This window comes from Pseudodonghicola flavimaris, from assembly GCF_030164425.1.
Taxonomy (GTDB): Bacteria; Pseudomonadota; Alphaproteobacteria; order Rhodobacterales; family Rhodobacteraceae; genus Pseudodonghicola; species Pseudodonghicola flavimaris.
Genome location: NZ_JASNJD010000005.1, coordinates 188,490 through 204,589 on the forward strand (window position 1 = coordinate 188,490; position 16,100 = coordinate 204,589).

Below are 16,100 nucleotides of genomic sequence, written 5' to 3' on the forward strand. Positions count from 1 at the left end.
TCACTCCGCTGCGAGGGCCTTGGCGGCCGGTTTCGCCGGCGCGCTCGCGCGCGCGGGGCGGTTGCCGTGTTCGTATTCTTCGAGGAAATCCAGAACCTCCTGCCGGTAGCGGTAGTAGTCCGGATGCTCCAGCAGCGCCTTGCGGCTGCGCGGACGCGGCAGATCCACATCGGTGATCTTGCCGATGGTGGCCTGCGGCCCGTTGGTCATCATCACCACGCGGTCGGCCAGCAGGATCGCCTCGTCGACATCATGGGTGACGCAGATGGCGGTGACCTTGGTCCGTTCCCAGACCTCCATCAGCACTTCCTGCAGCTCCCAGCGGGTCAGGCTGTCGAGCATGCCGAAGGGTTCGTCCAGCAGCAGAAGCTTGGGGCTGAGTGCGAAGGCGCGGGCGATGCCGACCCGCTGTTTCATCCCGTTCGACATCGAATGGGCGGGCTTGTCCATCGCATCGGCTAGGCCGACACGCTCCAGATAGTATTCCACCACATCCTCACGCTCCGCCTGCGAGGCGCGCGGATAGACCTTGTCGACACCGATGGCGACGTTCTCCTTGGCGGTCAGCCAGGGAAACAGGTTCGGCGACTGGAACACCACGGCACGTTCCGGATCGGCGCCGCGCACCTCGTAGCCGTCCAGCTTGATGACGCCCTTGGAGATCTCGTTCAGCCCGGCGGTCATCGTCAGCACGGTGGATTTGCCGCAGCCCGAATGCCCGATCAGCGAGATGAATTCGCCGCGGTTGAGCTTGAGGTTGAAATCCTCCACCACGGTCAGCGGCCCCTTGGGGGTGGGATAGATCTTGTGCAGGTGATCGAAGGTCAGGAAGCGATCGTCGATCAGGCCGCTCTGGGCCTTTTTCACCGCCGCCGGCACCCGGTGGATCGGGGTCACGTCGGGCAGGCTACGGCTGCCTTCGGTCTTCGCCGCGATCCCCACATCCATCAGGTAGGAGGTCACCTGAGCCCGGAGCGCCTTGAATGCCTCGTCATGGTTCATGGCGGAGCGGTCGCGCGGCCGCGGCAGGTGCACCGACACCGGCGCACCCAGGGTGCCATCGGGGTTCAGCGGCACGATACGGTCGGCCAGCAGGATCGCCTCGTCGACATCGTTGGTGATCAGGATGCAGGTCTTCTTGTCCTGTTCCCAGATATCCAGGATCTCATCGGCCAGATTGGCGCGGGTCAGCGCGTCGAGCGCCGACAGCGGTTCGTCCAGCAGCAGGACCTCCGGATCCATCGCCAGCGCCCGGGCGACCGAGACGCGCTGGCGCATGCCGCCGGACAGCTCCGCCGGGCGGCGGCCGGCGGCGTGCGACAGGCCCACCATCTTGATATAGTGATCCGCCTTGGCGTCCTTTTCCGCCCGGGACAGCTTGGGAAATACGCTGTCGATCGCCAGCAGGATATTCCCCTTCACCGTAAGCCAGGGCATCAGCGAATAGGATTGGAACACCAGGCCGCGTTCGGGACCGGGGCCCACGATCGGTTGCCCACGAAAGCTGACGCGGCCGCGATCGGGGGTCTCCAGACCCGCAATCAGGTTCATCAGGGTCGATTTTCCGGTGCCGGAGAAGCCGAGGATGGCGATGAATTCGCCCTCCTCCACCGTCAGGCTGACGTCCTTGAGAACTTCGCTGCGCGACAGACCGGCGCCGAACCCCTTGAACACGTTTTCGAATGTCAGGATGGCCATGGCGATCACCGGTTGTTCGAGAAGGTGAAGAGGGACTGCAGCGCGTACATCACCCGATCCAGCAGAAAGCCGATGATGCCGATGGTCAGAACCGCGACCATGATCTTGGCAAGCGAGCTGGAGGACCCGTTCTGGAACTCATCCCAGACGAATTTGCCCAGGCCAGGGTTCTGCGCCAGCATCTCGGCGGCGATCAGCACCATCCAGCCCACCCCCAGGGACAGACGCAGGCCAGTGAAGATCAGCGGCAGCGCCGAGGGCAGCACCAGCTTGGTGATCTTGCTCCAGGTCGACATCTTCAGCACCTTGGAGACCGAAACCAGATCCTTGTCGATCGAGGCGACGCCCAGCGCGGTGTTGATCAGCGTCGGCCACAGCGAACAAAGCGTCACGGTGATCGCCGAAACCAGGAAGGATTTCGCAAACAGCCCGTCGTTGTTGGTATAGAGCGCCGAGACCACCATGGTGACGATCGGCAGCCAGGCCAGCGGCGAGACCGGTTTGAAAATCTGCACCAGCGGGTTGATCGCGGCATTGGCATAGGGCGACAGCCCAGCCAGGATGCCCAGCGGGATGGCGATGGCAGAGCCGATCAGGAACCCGAAGAAGACGGTTTTGATCGAGGTCCAGATCTGATCGTAATAGGACGGCGCACCGGTGAACGGGATGTCCTTGACCTTCTCGGGCTGGCCCTTGTCGATAAAGCGCTGGTTGCGCGCCTCGACGCGCTGGTAATGGTCGCGCTCCTTCTCGGCCTTGGCGATGGCGTCATGATGCAGGTTCACCGCCTCTTCCCAGACCTGGGACGGGCCGGGGATCGCCCCGAGCGAGGTCTGGACCCGCGGTGCCAGCGTGCCCCACAGCAGCAGGAAGCCGCAGATCGCCAGCAGCGGCACCCCCAGCAGGCGCCAGATTTCCTTGCCCTGGGCGCGGGGATTGTCACCGGCAACGGCGCGCAGGATCGGGGTGATCCAGGCCAGGCCCAGAACCTGGAACCAGGCGTCGGCCTTGTTGATGCGGGTGAAACGACGTGCCCGGCGAGCCTCTCTTTCGGCGGTACGGGCGTAATCGGGATCGACGGTCGTCATTCTCTGGCTCCGTTTCTGAGCGTTGCTGGTCGTCCTCCCCCTCTCTCCTCCCCGGGAGGTGGGAGGAGAGAGGCGCGAAGGTCGCGTTAGGGATCCGGCGGGTCCGATGCGGAAGGAGAAGTCCGCCGGATCGCACCTCCCCCGGTCGGGGGAGGAGGGGAGGCGGGCTTAGCCCTGAACCTCGTTTCCGATGACTTTCTGATCGGCCTTCAAACCGATCGGCAGGCTGTCGAGATAGGCGTTGGGCGACTTGCCGTCATAGGCGATGCCGTCGATGATATCGCCCGCGGGTGTCGGCGCCTTGTAGCCGTCGCTGCTCCAGTCGAAATCCGCCTCGTTGGCCAGGCCCTCGTCCACCAGCAGGCGCGCGGCCTTCAAGTAGATGTCCGGCTTGTAGACCGATTTGGCGACTTCGTCGTACCAGCTGTCCGGCTTGGCTTCGGCGATCTGGCCCCAGCGGCGCATCTGGGTCAGATACCAGACCGCGTCGGAGTAATAGGGATAGGTCGCGTTATAGCGGAAGAAGACGTTGAAATCGGGCACGTCACGCTTGTCGCCCTTCTCGTATTCGAAGGTCCCGGTCATCGAGTTGGCGATCACCTCGGGATCGGCGCCGACGTAGTCGGGGCGCGACAGGATCTCGACCGCCTCGGCCCGGTTGGCATTGTCGTTCTCGTCCAGCCACTGCGCCGCGCGGATCAGCGCCTTGACCACGGCGAGCGTGGTGTTGGGATACTGCTCGGCGAAGTCGGCGGTGATGCCGAACACCTTCTCCGGGTTGTTCTTCCACAGCTCGTAATCGGTGATCACCGGCACGCCGATACCCTTGAACACGGCCTGCTGGTTCCACGGCTCACCGACGCAATAGCCATAGATAGTGCCGGCCTCCAGGGTGGCGGGCATCTGCGGCGGCGGCGTGACCGAGAGGAAGACATCCGCGCCGATCTGGCCGGTGATGTTGTCGGGGCTGTAATAGCCCGGGTGCAGCCCGCCGGCGGCCAGCCAGTAACGCAGCTCGTAGTTATGGGTCGAAACCGGGAAGACCATGCCCATGTTGAAGGGCTTGCCCTCACCCTTGTATTTTTCGACCACCGGTTTCAGCGCCGCGGCCGAGATCGGATGCACCGGCTTGCCGTCATCGCCCACGGGAATGTTCGGTTTCATCTCGGCCCACACCTCGTTCGACACGGTGATGCCGTTGCCGTTCAGGTCCATCGAGAAGGGGGTGATGATATGCGCCTCGGTGCCAAAGCCGATGGTCGCGGCCAACGGCTGGCCGGCCAGCATATGGGCGCCGTCAAGCGTGCCGTCGATGACACCGTCCAGCAACACCTTCCAGTTGGCCTGCGCTTCCAGCGTCACGAACAGGCCTTCGTCATCGAAGAACCCCTGCTCGTAGGCCACTGCCAGCGGGGCCATGTCGGTCAGCTTGATAAAGCCGAAGGTCAGTTCGTCCTTTTCCAGATCCAGCATCTCGGCCAGGGCGGGGCTGACGAGGGCTGTGCTGGTAACGAGACCGAGAATGAGTCGTTTCATCTGTCCTGTCCCTTAATTTTCTGCCCCGATGCGGGGCGACAAACACGAAAAAAGCCGCTGACACGTACTACCCGGGAGGTTGGGGTAGTCGGTCGAGCGGCTTTGCTCAGATATCCCTGTCGAAGGGAAACGTATGTATGTCGCGGCGCCATTACCAAGCGACGGGTTGATCTTGTGCCAGAGCATGCGGCAAGCGCAAAGCCGCTTTGCATATGCAGCACGATGTTTTTCGTGCAGTGCAGAAAACTGCGCCTTTTTTGGGCGTCAGATACCCGAAGGCTCAAAAACAGAGCCGTCGAAGAACAGATTTGGCGACATCGGCAGGGTGCCGGACCCGGCGGCCAGGGCAGTCGCCGCGGCGAATCCCCCCTCCGGCTTGGCATCGGGCAGCGGCAGATTCGCGCTGGTTTTCTCCAGCGCCCGGCGGTGCAGATCGGCGCGGAAGGTGCCCCGGGCCGTCGCGATGGCGGTCTGCCGGTCGATGCCGGTGCGGGCCGCCAGTTGACCGCCGATCCATTCCGCCTGCGACAGCCAGGGGAAGGTGGCGGCGCCGGCGAAGAATTCGACAAACCCCGGAACGCTGCGCTCTTCGCCGACCTGAGAGATCACCATCCGCCCGGTCAGCGACCGGTCCAGCCACTCCGCCGGCAGATCCAGATATTCCGGCCGGCTCAGCAGTTCGGCGGCCAGCATGCGGCTGTCGGGATTGCCCAGCCACCGCCCTGCCCGCCAGACGGCGCGGATCAGCCGACCCATCAGCGCGGTTTCCGTTTCGGCCCAGTCGGCGCGCACCGCCAGCACTTTCTCCGGGGCGAAGGACCAGATCGCCGAACCGGGCAGCAACAACTCTCCCACCCCGTTTTCCACCGCTTGCGAGCCCCAGGGCTCGCCGACGCAGAAGGCATCGATCTCTCCCGCCTCGATGGCATCGGCCATCAGCGGCGGCGGCACGGTCCGGATATCGACCGCCTGCGGCGCCGGCAGGCCCAGCGCCGAGAGCCAGTAATAGAGCAGCTCCGCATGCATCGAGAAGGGAAAGGGCACGCCGATGCGCAGCCGGTCACCCAGACCGATCAGCGCGCTGCCCGCCGCGCGCGCATCGTCGAAGCCAAAGCCATGGCCCGCATCCCGCAGCCGCCGCGCCAGCCCGTTCGACACGCCGATCACATTGCCATTGACCGACAGCACCGACACTGCCGCCATCTGGCCATGGGCGCCGCCCAGCCCCAGCGCGGTGGCCACCGGCACCGGCGACAGCATGTGTGCCGCATCCACCTGGCCGAAGGACAGCATATCGCGCAGCGACGACCAGCTGGGCGCGCGCCTGAGATCCAGCGTCAGCCCCTCTTCGGCGGCAAACCCCATCTCCTGTGCCACCACCAGCGGCGCGGCATCGACCAGCGGGATGAACCCGATGGCAAGCTTGACCCCCTTCATGACAGCAGCCCCGCCGCCGTCACCAGCGCCTGGGCGACATCGGCCACGCGCTTGTTCTGATCCATCGCGGTCTTGCGCAGCAACGCATAGGCCTCGTCCTCGCCGATGCCTTTCATCCGCATCAGCATCCCCTTGGCCCGGTCGATCACCTTGCGCTCTTCCAGCGCGCGTTTGGTCTCGGCCAGTTCGGTGCGCATCCGCTGGAACATCTGGAACCGGGCAATGGCGGCATCCATGATCGGTTTCACCCGCTGCGGCTTCAGCCCGTCGACCACATAAGCCGACACCCCGGCCTCGATCGCCGCCGCCGACAGGCCGTCGTCCGAGCGGTCGACGAACATCGCCACCGGCCGGTCCAGCGGCCCGGAGGCCAGCGCCAGCTCCTCCATCATGTCGCGGGAGGGGTTTTCGATATCCAGCAGCACCACATCGGGATTGCGCGCCTGGATCTGCCGCGCCAGCCCGCGCTGATCGGCAATCACGTGGATGTCGTAGTTGCCGGCGGCGCGCAGGCTGTCGACCAGCAAGGAGGCGCGGTCGCGGTCTGTTTCGACGACAACGATGGAAAGCGGCGTGGCCATGCGGTGCGAGAACCCGTGCTGAGCGGCGGGCAGAACCCGCAGAGATGACTTTCAACATAGGATATCCCCTGATCCGGGAAAGAAAAGTCGCGCCCCCGTCCCCGGCTTCGCCACCTTCCGTCTGGTCGCCGCTCAGGGAATAACCACACGCTCATCCCAGAGTTTCACGCAACGTCGGGCTTGCCGGATACCGGGTGATGACTGACAACCGCCTCAGGGAGGCGCCGTGCGGAACCCCGTTCCGCAACCGGCGCAGTGAGGAACGAAAGGATTTCCCCCGTGACGATGCCCCTGGCTTTCAAGCACCTGCGCCTGCCGCTGATCGGCAGCCCGCTGTTCATCATCTCGAACCCGGATCTCGTGATCGCCCAGTGCAAGGCGGGCGTCGTCGGATCGTTTCCGGCGCTGAACGCGCGTGAAAAGGAGGGCGAGCCGATCGAGCTGGAGCGCTGGCTGCAGCGGATCACCGAAGAACTGGACCGCCATAACCAGGACAACCCGGATCGGCCCGCCGCCCCCTTCGCCGTCAACCAGATCGTGCACCGCTCGAACAGCCGGCTGGAGCGGGATGTGGAGCTCTGCGTCAAATACAAGGTGCCGGTCTGGATCACCTCGCTCGGCGCGCAGACCTGGGTGAACGATGCCGCCCATTCGGTGGGGGCGCTGACCTTCCACGATGTGATCAACAACAAATTCGCCCGGAAGGCGGTGGAAAAAGGCGCCGACGGGCTGATCGCCGTCGCCGCCGGTGCCGGCGGCCATGCCGGCGCGCTGTCGCCCTTCGCGCTGGTGCAGGAAATCCGCGACTGGTTCGACGGGCCGCTGTTCCTGTCCGGCGCCATTGCCCGTGGCGACAGCATCCTCGCCGCCCAGGCCATGGGTGCGGACGGCGGCTATGCCGGTTCCGCCTTCATCGCCACCGAAGAGGCCAACGCGGTCGAAGGCTACAAGCGGATGATCGTCGACTACGCGGCGGACGATATCGTCTATTCCGACCTCTTCACCGGTGTCTGGGGCAATTACCTCAAACCCTCGATCACCGCCGCGGGAATGGATCCGGACAATCTGGAACGCTCCGACCCCTCCAACATGGATTTCGGCGAAACCCGCGAAAAGCCGAAAAGCTGGAAGGAAATCTGGGGCTCCGGCCAGGGCATCGGCGCGGTTCACGATGTGGTGCCTGCCGCCGATCTGGTGGCACGGCTGGAACGCGAATACCTCACCGCACAGGACCGGCTGGCCCATACGCTGGGCTGGACCCGGGCATAACCGATCACAGCGCCCGCCTGTTCGGCGGGCGCCTTGCGTTGGGCCATCCGGTTCAGGCCGGTTCCAGCTCTGCCGCGATCTCGGCCCGCAGCGCCTTGCGGTCCAGCTTGCCCACCGGAGTCTTCGGCAGCGCCTCGCGGAACTCCAACCCACGCGGGATTTCATGCCGGCCCAGCTTGTCGGCCAGAAAGGCCTGCAGCTCTTCCAGCGTGAAGGGAGGGGCGCCGGGATTCAGCACCACCAGCACCCGGGCGCTTTCACCGCGATAGGAATCCGGCACACCGATCGCCATCGCCTCAGACACCGACGGGTGACGGTGCACCGCATCCTCGATCACCACCGGATAGACGTTGAAGCCACCCGACAGGATCATGTCCTTCTTGCGGTCGACCAGATAGAAGAACCCGTCGCTGTCCATATGGGCGATATCGCCGGTCAGGAACCAGCCATCGTGAAAGGCGGCCGCCGTCTCCTCCGGCCGGTTCCAGTAGCCCCGGGTCACATTCGGCCCACGGATCGCCATCTCTCCATCCTCACCCACCGGCAGGTCGCGACCGGGATCGGCCGGATCGACGATGCGGATGTCCAGACCCGGCAGCGGAATACCGATGGTGCCGCGTTTGTCCCCGGGCACATCGGGCGGCATGTTGGTCCCCGCCGGCGCGGTTTCCGTCATGCCCCAGCCGCCGCGCAGCTTCAGCCCGGTCAATTGGCGGATCTTCTCGAACACCTCGACCGGCAGCGGCGCCCCGCCCGAACCGATGAAATCCAGCGAGGAGAGATCGCGCGTCTCCACCCCCGGCTGACGCAGGATCGCGATCCACATGGTCGGCACCCCGGTCAGGATATTGATGCCGAACCGTTCGATATCGTCCAGCGCCTGGGCGGCATCGAAACGCGGCCGCAGATGCAGGGTCAGCCCGTCGCAAAGCCCGCGCAGCAACTGCGTCGACAGCCCCAGGATGTGAAACACCGGCGAATAGAGCAGCGAATGCTTGCCAGCTTCGCGTGCCGGTTCGCCCTTGAGGAATTCGCGATAGATATTGACCGAGGCGGCGATATTGGCGTGGCTCAGCACCGCGGCCTTGGGCCGGCCGGTGGTGCCACCGGTATATTGCAGCAACGCCACATCCTCGGGGGCGGGCCAGTCCGGCTCCCAGGCGGCGCCCTCATGCCCGGCCCAGAAGGCGGCGAGCGGCGTGGCACCATGCGACACCCCCTCGCCCCGGATCAGCACATCGGGGCATTGCACCACCGGCGGCAGCGCACCATATCCGGCCGCCGCCACCAGCGGACCGGAGAACTCCGGCGCGGTCAGCGAAATCACCAGCTTGGCGCCGCTGTCGGCCAGCTTGTGGGCGATCTCGGCGGCGGCATCCAGCGGGCTGAGGTGGGTCACCACCAGCCCCGCCGCCATGGCGCCGAAGAAAAACACCGGATGCCAGGGGCAGTTCGGCAGATGCAGCGCGATACGGTCGCCCGGCCGCAGCCCCCGCGCCCTGAGCGCCGCCGCCGCCTGCGCCGCCTGCGCCCGCATTCCGCCATAGGTGATCTCCTCCCCGGCGTATTCGATCAGCACCCGGTCGCTGTGAATGGCAAAGCCCTGGTCCAGCATCCGGGTCAACGTGGTCACCGGCGGCACGAAATCGGGCACCACGCCCGCAGAATAATAGGCATGCCACGGCCGTTGGCCGGGCTTGGGCAAATCTGTCATGCAAGGTTCCTCCCTCGCCGGCAGAGTGCCGGTCAGAGGGGTTCAGATCCAGTCTTTCCTTGCCCCGGGCCCTCTGCCCAGTGCCGGCCCGCGGCTCGGCCCGGCGGCCGACCACGTCGCGGCAGACCACCGCCGCATCCGGTAATTCCCCGGGATAAAACCGAAAAACCGGCAGAATCCCCGGGACGCCAGCGCCAGGACAGACGCGGCCATCCCGTTCAAAATCGCACGATGTTGTGACGCCGCGTTGCGCCGGATCAGTTCGCCGCCGCCATCAGCAGCGGCAGTTCCGCCGCCCCCGCGCGATACCAGGCGACGATCCGGGCACGCTCCGCCGGCTCCATCCAGGTCAGGTTCGCCGGCGGCATCGCCTGGCTTGCCCCGGCCTGCAGAAAGATCTGCCGCGCGTGATGGGCGATATCCGCCGGCGTCTCCAGCAGCACGTTCTTGGGCGCGTGGTGGATTCCATCCCAGCCCGGCTCGCGCGCGTGGCACATCGAACAGCGGCCCATCACGATATCGGTGACGTCCTCGAACCCCTCCGCTTCGGCGAAGACGGTTTCGATCCGGGTCAGATCGCGCGCCTCGCTCTCCTCGTAGTTGTCCTGCTCCAGCGGCGCCAGAGACAGCGCCATGATCGCGATGAACAGCAGCGCCGTCACCCCCCAGGTCCAGACCGGGCTGCCTTTGCGCGCGTGGCGGGTGTTGAAATAATGCCGGATCGTCACCCCCATCAGGAAGACCAGCGCCGCGATCACCCAGTTGTACGCAGAGGCGAAGGCGAGCGGATAGTGGTTCGACAGCATCAGGAAGATCACCGGCAACGTCAGATAATTGTTGTGGGTCGAGCGCAGCTTAGCGATCCGGCCGTATTTCGCATCCGGCGTGCGGCCCGCTTTCAGGTCGGCCACCACGATCTTCTGATTGGGGATGATGATCATGGCGACATTCGCGGTCATGATCGTCGCAGTGAAGGCCCCCAGATGCAGCATCACCGCCCGCCCGGTGAAGATCTGGTTGTACCCCCAGCCCATCGCCACCAGCAGCAGGAACAGCAGGATCATCAGCACGGTGGGCTTTTCCGCCAGCCCGGATTTGCACAGCAGGTCATAGACGATCCAACCGACGGTCAGCGAGGCGGCGGAGATCAGGATACCCTGCCACTGGCTCAACTCCAGCTTGTGGGCATCGATCAGATAGAGCTCCGCTCCCGCCCAATAGACCACCATCAGCAGCGCCGCGCCGGAGAGCCATGTCATGTAGCTCTCCCATTTGAACCAGGTCAGATGCTCCGGCATATGCTCGGGGGCGACCAGATATTTCTGGATGTGATAGAAACCGCCGCCATGGACCTGCCATTCCTCGCCATAGGCGCCCTTCGGCAGATGCGGCGCCTGCCGCAGACCCAGATCCAATGCGATGAAATAGAACGACGATCCGATCCAGGCGATTGCGGTGACCACATGCAACCAGCGGATGGCAAATCCCAGCCAATCCCAAATGATAGCCACATCCAGCATCGCGTCCCTCCGGCACCGTTGTTTTTCCGCAGCCTACTCCGGTTGCGTATTGTCAAGTATCCGCGGAAAGCGCCAAGATGCTTCAAATAAAAACGAACAATGATGCCCGATGGCCTACCTGGACAACATCCAGACCTTCGTCAGAGTCTATGAATTGGGCAATATGTCCGCCGCCGCCCGCGATCAGCGCATCTCGGCTGCTGTGGCCTCGGCCCGGGTGTCCCAGCTCGAGGATCACCTGAACGTCCGGCTGTTCCAGCGCACCACCCGCACCCTGCACCCCACCGAACAGGGCCATATGTTCTATCGCGGCGCCTGCAAGATCCTCGAGGCGGTGGATGCGGCCGAAGCCGAGATCTCCAATGTCACCATGACCCCGCGCGGATCGCTGTTCGTCGCCGCGCCGCTGGGGCTGGGACGCCGGCTCATCGCGCCGAAACTGCCGGCGTTCAAAGAGAAATATCCGCTGATCGACATCCGGCTGCGGCTGTCGGACCGCAAGCTCGATCTGGCGGCGGAAGGGCTCGACATGGCTTTCTTCCTCGGCATCCCGGAAGATTCCGCGCTCAGGATGCGCAAGATCGCCGATTGTCCCCGGGTGCTCTGCGCCGCGCCCGCCTATATCGCCCGACGCGGCAGCCCGGCGGACGGGGCGGCGCTGGTTCGCGACAAGCACGACTGCCTCAACCTGCGCTATCCCGGCGCGCCGGAATTCCAGTGGCCGCTGCAGACCGCGGAGGGGATCAAGCGGGTCTCGGTCCAGGGTCCGTTCGAGAGCGACGATGGCGATGTGCTGACCGGCTGGGCGCTGGACGGGCACGGCATCATCCTGAAACCGGTCTTCGAAGTGGCCGAACACCTGAAATCCGGCGCACTGGTGCCGGTGGCCACGGCCGAACCGCCGGTGCCGATCCAGCTGGCCTGCCTCTACATGCACCGCCGGCGGCAGGACCCCAAGACCCGGCTGCTGATCGATTTCATGGCCGATCACATTCAGGCAGCGCTGAAATAACCGCGGCAGCACCCGGACCCGCCCACGGAATTTGAGTATTTTTGCAGAGAAGAAGGCACGGGCGCACGGCCCGGAGATCCGGGCGTTTGCCTGCTTCTTCTCTGTTCAAATACTCACTTCACCGACATCGACGCCGGCGCGCGCGCCGCGACCCGGGCGGATCAGCTGCCGCGATAGGTGGAATAGCCGAAGGGCGAGAGCAGCAGCGGCACGTGGTAATGGCTGGCCTCCGACAGGCCGAAGCGGATCGGGATCAGGTCGAGAAACCGGGGCGGCTCCCCCGCCGGGCCGGTGCCGTCCAGATAGGCGCCGACGTGGAACAGCAGCTCATAGGTGCCCGGCTCGAACTCCGCCGCCGGCAGGATCTGCTCATCCGTGCGGCCGTCGGCATTGGTGATCAGCGTTTTCAGCAGGACCCGCGCCGCCCCGTCGATGCGGTAGAGCTCGATCATCAGCCCTTCGGCCGGGACGCCACGGGCGGTGTCCAGAACATGCGTCGTCAGATAGCCGGCCATGTCGCATCCCTTTTCCGATCCGGTGTCTTTGCCTTGTTTTTACGCAAGTTGCCGTCCTGCCGCACCCTCAAATTGGCTACAACTCCTTCAGGATTTCCTGAAAACTCAAGCCCGCCATTCTGGTGTACCAAGGCCGGGTGCACAGCAGGAGACGACCAGATGACACGCTACCCCCGTGACATGCGCGGCTATGGGGCGCAGGCCCCCGATGCGAACTGGCCCGGCGGTGCCAAGGTTGCGGTGCAATTCGTGCTGAACTACGAGGAAGGCGGCGAAAACTGCATCCTGCACGGCGATGCCGCGTCAGAGGCCTTCCTGTCCGATATCGCCGGCGCCGCCCAGTGGCCCGGGCAGCGGCACTGGAACATGGAATCGATCTATGAATACGGCGCCCGCGCCGGGTTCTGGCGGCTGCACCGGCTGTTCACCGGCGCCGGCATCCCGGTGACGATCTATGGCGTCGCCACCGCCCTGGCGCGCAGCCCCGAACAGGTTGCCGCGATGCAGGACGCGGGCTGGGAGATCGCCTCCCACGGGCTGAAATGGGTCGAACACAAGGACATGCCCGAGGCGGAGGAGCGCGCCGCGATCGCCGAGGCGATCCGCCTGCACACCGAGGTAGTGGGGGAGCCGCCACGCGGCTGGTACACCGGGCGCTGTTCGGCCAATACCGTGCGGCTCACCGCCGAGACCGGGCAGTTCGACTATATTTCAGATACCTATGACGACGATCTGCCCTATTGGCTGGAGGTCGGCGACCGCGATCAGCTGATCATCCCCTATACGCTGGAAGCCAACGACATGCGCTTCGCCACCGCGCCGGGCTATATCACCGGGGAGCAGTTCTTCACCTATCTGCGCGATGCCTTCGACGTGCTCTATGCCGAGGGTCAGGCCGGCGCGCCGAAAATGATGAACATCGGCCTGCATTGCCGGCTGATCGGGCGGCCGGGCAAGCTGGCCGGGCTGAAGCGCTTCATCGACTATATTTCCGAGTTCGCGGACGTCTGGACGCCACGGCGCATCGACGTCGCCCGCCATTGGGCCGCGCATCACCCGCACAGGCGCTGGGACCGGCCGAGCCGGATGGGACGCGACAGTTTCGTCGCCACATTCGGTGGCATCTACGAACATTCCCCCTGGATCGCCGAGCGGGCCTTTGACCTTGAGCTGGGACCGGCACATGACAGCGCGGTAGGGCTGGCCAATGCGCTGGCCCGCGCCTTCCGCTCCGCCAGTGCGGAGGAACGCCTGGGCGTCTTGCGGGCCCACCCCGATCTGGCGGGCAAGCTGGCGGCAGCCAGGCGGCTGACGGCGGAAAGCACCGCAGAGCAGGCCAGCGCCGGGCTCGATGCGCTGACCGATGCGGAGCGGGAGCAGTTCACCCGGCTGAACGCCGACTATGTGGCGAAACACGGCTTTCCCTTCATCATCGCGGTGCGCGATCACGACAAGGCGGGGATCCTCGACGCGTTCAACCGTCGCATTGCCCAGGACAGCGCCGGCGAATTCGCCGAGGCCTGCCGCCAGGTGGAACGGATCGCCGGGCTGCGGCTGAAGGATCTGCTGCCATGAGGGGTGGCGCGTTTCCCGTGAAACATCGCCGCGGGGACGCCCGGCGATGACCGTAATCCGGACCGAACCGCTGACCGCCACCGCCTTTGCCCCCTTCGGCGACGTGATCGCGCTGAAGAACACCCCCGACAGGATCATCAACCAGGGGCTTTGCGGCCGGCACCACGATCTGGCTCGGGTCGAGACCGATGCCGAGGGACGCACAGGCATCAGCCTGTTCGACGCCGAACCGCGCGCCCTGCCCTATCGACTGGAGATGATGGAGCGGCACCCGCTGGGATCCCAGGCATTCCTGCCGCTGTCGCCAACCTCTTTTCTGGTCATTGTCGCGGCAGATGCGGGCGGACGGCCCGCTACGCCGCGTGCTTTCTTGACCGCTCCGGGACAGGGGATCAACCTGCTCAGAAACGTCTGGCACGGGGTTCTGACCCCGCTCAGCCGCCCGGGGCTCTTCGCGGTGATCGATCGCATCGGCCCCGGCGACAACCTGGAAGAATACTGGTTCGACACGCCCTACCGCGTCGAGACCGGCCCCTAAGACCAAGACAGAAGACCGCGACCCAAACGCAATAAACCGACCGGGTACACCCCGGCGCCCGACAAGGAGGGAAGAAATGGCCGATATCGGCAGCAGCGCAGAAATGCGCGATCCGAATTACACGCCGCCGCTCGCGGTGGCGATTCCCCTGGGGATCCAGCATGTGCTGGCGATGTTCGTTTCCAACGTGACGCCGGCGATCATCGTCGCCGGGGCGGCCGGCTTCGGCTTCGGATCGAACAGCCCGGATTTCCCGGAGCTGCTCTACATGATCCAGATGGCGATGCTGTTCGCCGGCATCGCGACACTGTTCCAGACCATCGGCATGGGCCCGGTCGGCGCCCGGCTGCCGGTGGTTCAGGGCACCTCCTTCGCCTTTATCCCGATCATGATCCCGCTGGTCGCCGGCAAGGGCGTGGACGGGCTGGCGGCGCTGTTCGGCGGGGTGCTGATCGGCGGTCTGTTCCATGCCTGCCTGGGGATGGTGATCGGCAAGATCCGCTTTGCCCTGCCGCCGCTGGTCACCGGGCTGGTGGTGACGATGATCGGTCTGGCCCTGGTCAAGGTCGGTATCGAATACGCCGCCGGCGGGGTGCCGGCCAAGGCCAGCGGCAACGCCAGCTATGGCGGTCTGCTCAGCTGGTCCGCGGCGCTGGTGGTGATCTTCGTGACGCTGGCGGTGAAATTCTTCACCCGCGGCATGCTGTCGATCTCGGCAGTGCTGATCGGCATCATCGTCGGCTATGTCTATTGCATCCTGGTCGGCATGCTGCCGGTGGCCAAGATCGCCGGCAGCTGGAACAACGCCGCCGTCTTCGCGCTGCCGCAGCCGTTCAAATACGGGTTCGAATTCTCCGCCGCCGCCATCATCGGCTTCTGCCTGATGGCCTTCGTCTCGGCGGTGGAGACGGTGGGCGATGTCTCCGGCATCACCAAGGGCGGCGCCGGGCGCGAGGCCACCGACAAGGAGATCGCGGGCGCCACCTATGCCGACGGTCTGGGCACCGCGATCGCCGGCGTCTTCGGCGCGCTACCCAATACGTCGTTTTCGCAAAACGTCGGGCTGATCGCCATGACCGGGCTGATGAGCCGCCACGTGGTGACCTTCGGCGCGATCTTCCTGATCGTCTGCGGCCTGATCCCCAAGGTCGGCGGCGTCATCCGCACCGTCCCGATCGAGGTGCTGGGCGGTGGTGTCATCGTGATGTTCGGCATGGTGGTGGCCTCCGGTATCTCGATGCTGTCGGATGTCGTGTGGAATCGCCGCAACATGGTGATCTTCGCCGTGGCGCTGTCCTTCGGCCTGGGCCTGCAGCTGGAGGTGATGAACCTGCCCGCCGGCGCGCCCAACGCGCTGCAGCACCTGCCCGATACGCTGCGCATCCTCGGCGCCTCCGGCATCCTGCCGGCCGCGCTGATCGCCATCGTGCTGAACCTGATCCTGCCCGAGGATCTGCCCGAGGAGGCCACCGAAGAAGTCTCCGGCGGGCTGGCCGGTCATGGCAAGGGGTCGCTCGCCGGGGAGTGAGCCGCCGCGCCTCAGTCGGACACAGCGACGCCCGCCATCCGGGAAGATGGCGGGCGTCGTTTTCGCTGCAGGCGGTCGTCGCAGCGCCT

At 65.3% G+C, this 16,100-nt stretch carries 13 protein-coding genes; 5 read left to right on the forward strand and 8 right to left on the reverse strand.

The genetic code is table 11. The features are described 5' to 3' along the window. From QO033_RS08920 to QO033_RS08940, 5 genes are all read right to left on the reverse strand, one after another. Positions 1 to 1,698, reverse strand: a complete 1,698-nt coding sequence (locus QO033_RS08920; RefSeq protein ID WP_284480611.1) for an ABC transporter ATP-binding protein — start codon at positions 1,696 to 1,698, stop codon at positions 1 to 3. Positions 1,699 to 1,703: 5 nt separating this feature from the next. After that, positions 1,704 to 2,786: an ABC transporter permease gene (locus tag QO033_RS08925; protein ID WP_284480612.1), complete on the reverse strand. Its 1,083-nt coding sequence runs from the start codon at positions 2,784 to 2,786 to the stop codon at positions 1,704 to 1,706. 168 nt (positions 2,787 to 2,954) lie between these two features. Then, positions 2,955 to 4,322 carry a CmpA/NrtA family ABC transporter substrate-binding protein gene (locus QO033_RS08930; protein ID WP_284480613.1) on the reverse strand — a complete coding sequence of 456 codons (1,368 nt, stop codon included), beginning with the start codon at positions 4,320 to 4,322 and terminating at the stop codon, positions 2,955 to 2,957. 264 nt (positions 4,323 to 4,586) lie between these two features. Next, entirely contained in the window at positions 4,587 to 5,759 is a 1,173-nt protein-coding gene (locus QO033_RS08935; RefSeq protein ID WP_284480614.1) for a CmpA/NrtA family ABC transporter substrate-binding protein, read from the reverse strand. Continuing rightward, positions 5,756 to 6,340, reverse strand: coding sequence for an ANTAR domain-containing response regulator (locus tag QO033_RS08940; RefSeq protein WP_284480615.1), 585 nt, complete (start codon positions 6,338 to 6,340; stop codon positions 5,756 to 5,758). The genes QO033_RS08935 and QO033_RS08940 overlap by 4 nt, the downstream gene beginning before the upstream one ends. A 285-nt stretch (positions 6,341 to 6,625) precedes the next feature. Between QO033_RS08940 and QO033_RS08945 the strand changes: the two genes are divergently transcribed. Then, positions 6,626 to 7,609 (forward strand): NAD(P)H-dependent flavin oxidoreductase, encoded by a 984-nt coding sequence (locus QO033_RS08945; RefSeq protein WP_284480731.1) that lies wholly within the window; start codon positions 6,626 to 6,628, stop codon positions 7,607 to 7,609. A gap of 52 nt (positions 7,610 to 7,661) precedes the next feature. On the opposite strand, the gene QO033_RS08950 is transcribed toward QO033_RS08945, so the two are convergent. Further along, positions 7,662 to 9,323: an AMP-binding protein gene (locus QO033_RS08950; protein WP_284480616.1), complete on the reverse strand. Its 1,662-nt coding sequence runs from the start codon at positions 9,321 to 9,323 to the stop codon at positions 7,662 to 7,664. A 257-nt stretch (positions 9,324 to 9,580) separates the two neighbouring features. Beyond that, positions 9,581 to 10,843 (reverse strand): urate hydroxylase PuuD, encoded by a 1,263-nt coding sequence (locus QO033_RS08955; protein ID WP_284480617.1) that lies wholly within the window; start codon positions 10,841 to 10,843, stop codon positions 9,581 to 9,583. Positions 10,844 to 10,952: 109 nt separating this feature from the next. Between QO033_RS08955 and QO033_RS08960 the strand changes: the two genes are divergently transcribed. Then, on the forward strand, positions 10,953 to 11,855 hold the full coding sequence (locus QO033_RS08960) for a LysR family transcriptional regulator (RefSeq protein WP_284480618.1): 903 nt from the start codon (positions 10,953 to 10,955) through the stop codon (positions 11,853 to 11,855). Between the two features lie 161 nt (positions 11,856 to 12,016). Here the strand turns inward: QO033_RS08960 and uraH are convergent, their stop codons facing one another. After that, a complete protein-coding gene (gene uraH / locus QO033_RS08965; RefSeq protein WP_284480619.1) occupies positions 12,017 to 12,370 on the reverse strand; it encodes a hydroxyisourate hydrolase in 354 nt (117 codons plus the stop codon). A 159-nt stretch (positions 12,371 to 12,529) separates the two neighbouring features. On the opposite strand from uraH, the gene puuE reads away from it, so the two are divergent. From puuE to QO033_RS08980, 3 genes are all read left to right on the forward strand, one after another. Next, a complete protein-coding gene (gene puuE, locus QO033_RS08970) occupies positions 12,530 to 13,945 on the forward strand; it encodes an allantoinase PuuE (protein ID WP_284480620.1) in 1,416 nt (471 codons plus the stop codon). Positions 13,946 to 13,991: 46 nt separating this feature from the next. After that, positions 13,992 to 14,483 carry an ureidoglycolate lyase gene (locus tag QO033_RS08975; RefSeq protein ID WP_284480621.1) on the forward strand — a complete coding sequence of 164 codons (492 nt, stop codon included), beginning with the start codon at positions 13,992 to 13,994 and terminating at the stop codon, positions 14,481 to 14,483. A 76-nt stretch (positions 14,484 to 14,559) separates the two neighbouring features. Further along, complete coding sequence (locus QO033_RS08980; RefSeq protein ID WP_284480622.1) at positions 14,560 to 16,011, forward strand: uracil-xanthine permease family protein; 1,452 nt, start codon at positions 14,560 to 14,562, stop codon at positions 16,009 to 16,011. The last annotated feature ends 89 nt before the right edge of the window (positions 16,012 to 16,100 follow it).

What these genes read in the sequence shown, in the direction of transcription:
- QO033_RS08920 (WP_284480611.1), bottom strand. Translation starts at nt 1,698, where the DNA reads ATGGCCATCCTGACATTCGAAAACGTGTTCAAGGGGTTCGGCGCCGGT.
- QO033_RS08925 (WP_284480612.1), bottom strand. Translation starts at nt 2,786, where the DNA reads ATGACGACCGTCGATCCCGATTACGCCCGTACCGCCGAAAGAGAGGCT.
- QO033_RS08930 (WP_284480613.1), bottom strand. Translation starts at nt 4,322, where the DNA reads ATGAAACGACTCATTCTCGGTCTCGTTACCAGCACAGCCCTCGTCAGC.
- QO033_RS08935 (WP_284480614.1), bottom strand. Translation starts at nt 5,759, where the DNA reads ATGAAGGGGGTCAAGCTTGCCATCGGGTTCATCCCGCTGGTCGATGCC.
- QO033_RS08940 (WP_284480615.1), bottom strand. Translation starts at nt 6,340, where the DNA reads ATGGCCACGCCGCTTTCCATCGTTGTCGTCGAAACAGACCGCGACCGC.
- QO033_RS08945 (WP_284480731.1), top strand. Translation starts at nt 6,626, where the DNA reads ATGCCCCTGGCTTTCAAGCACCTGCGCCTGCCGCTGATCGGCAGCCCG.
- QO033_RS08950 (WP_284480616.1), bottom strand. Translation starts at nt 9,323, where the DNA reads ATGACAGATTTGCCCAAGCCCGGCCAACGGCCGTGGCATGCCTATTAT.
- QO033_RS08955 (WP_284480617.1), bottom strand. Translation starts at nt 10,843, where the DNA reads ATGCTGGATGTGGCTATCATTTGGGATTGGCTGGGATTTGCCATCCGC.
- QO033_RS08960 (WP_284480618.1), top strand. Translation starts at nt 10,953, where the DNA reads ATGGCCTACCTGGACAACATCCAGACCTTCGTCAGAGTCTATGAATTG.
- uraH (WP_284480619.1), bottom strand. Translation starts at nt 12,370, where the DNA reads ATGGCCGGCTATCTGACGACGCATGTTCTGGACACCGCCCGTGGCGTC.
- puuE (WP_284480620.1), top strand. Translation starts at nt 12,530, where the DNA reads ATGACACGCTACCCCCGTGACATGCGCGGCTATGGGGCGCAGGCCCCC.
- QO033_RS08975 (WP_284480621.1), top strand. Translation starts at nt 13,992, where the DNA reads ATGACCGTAATCCGGACCGAACCGCTGACCGCCACCGCCTTTGCCCCC.
- QO033_RS08980 (WP_284480622.1), top strand. Translation starts at nt 14,560, where the DNA reads ATGGCCGATATCGGCAGCAGCGCAGAAATGCGCGATCCGAATTACACG.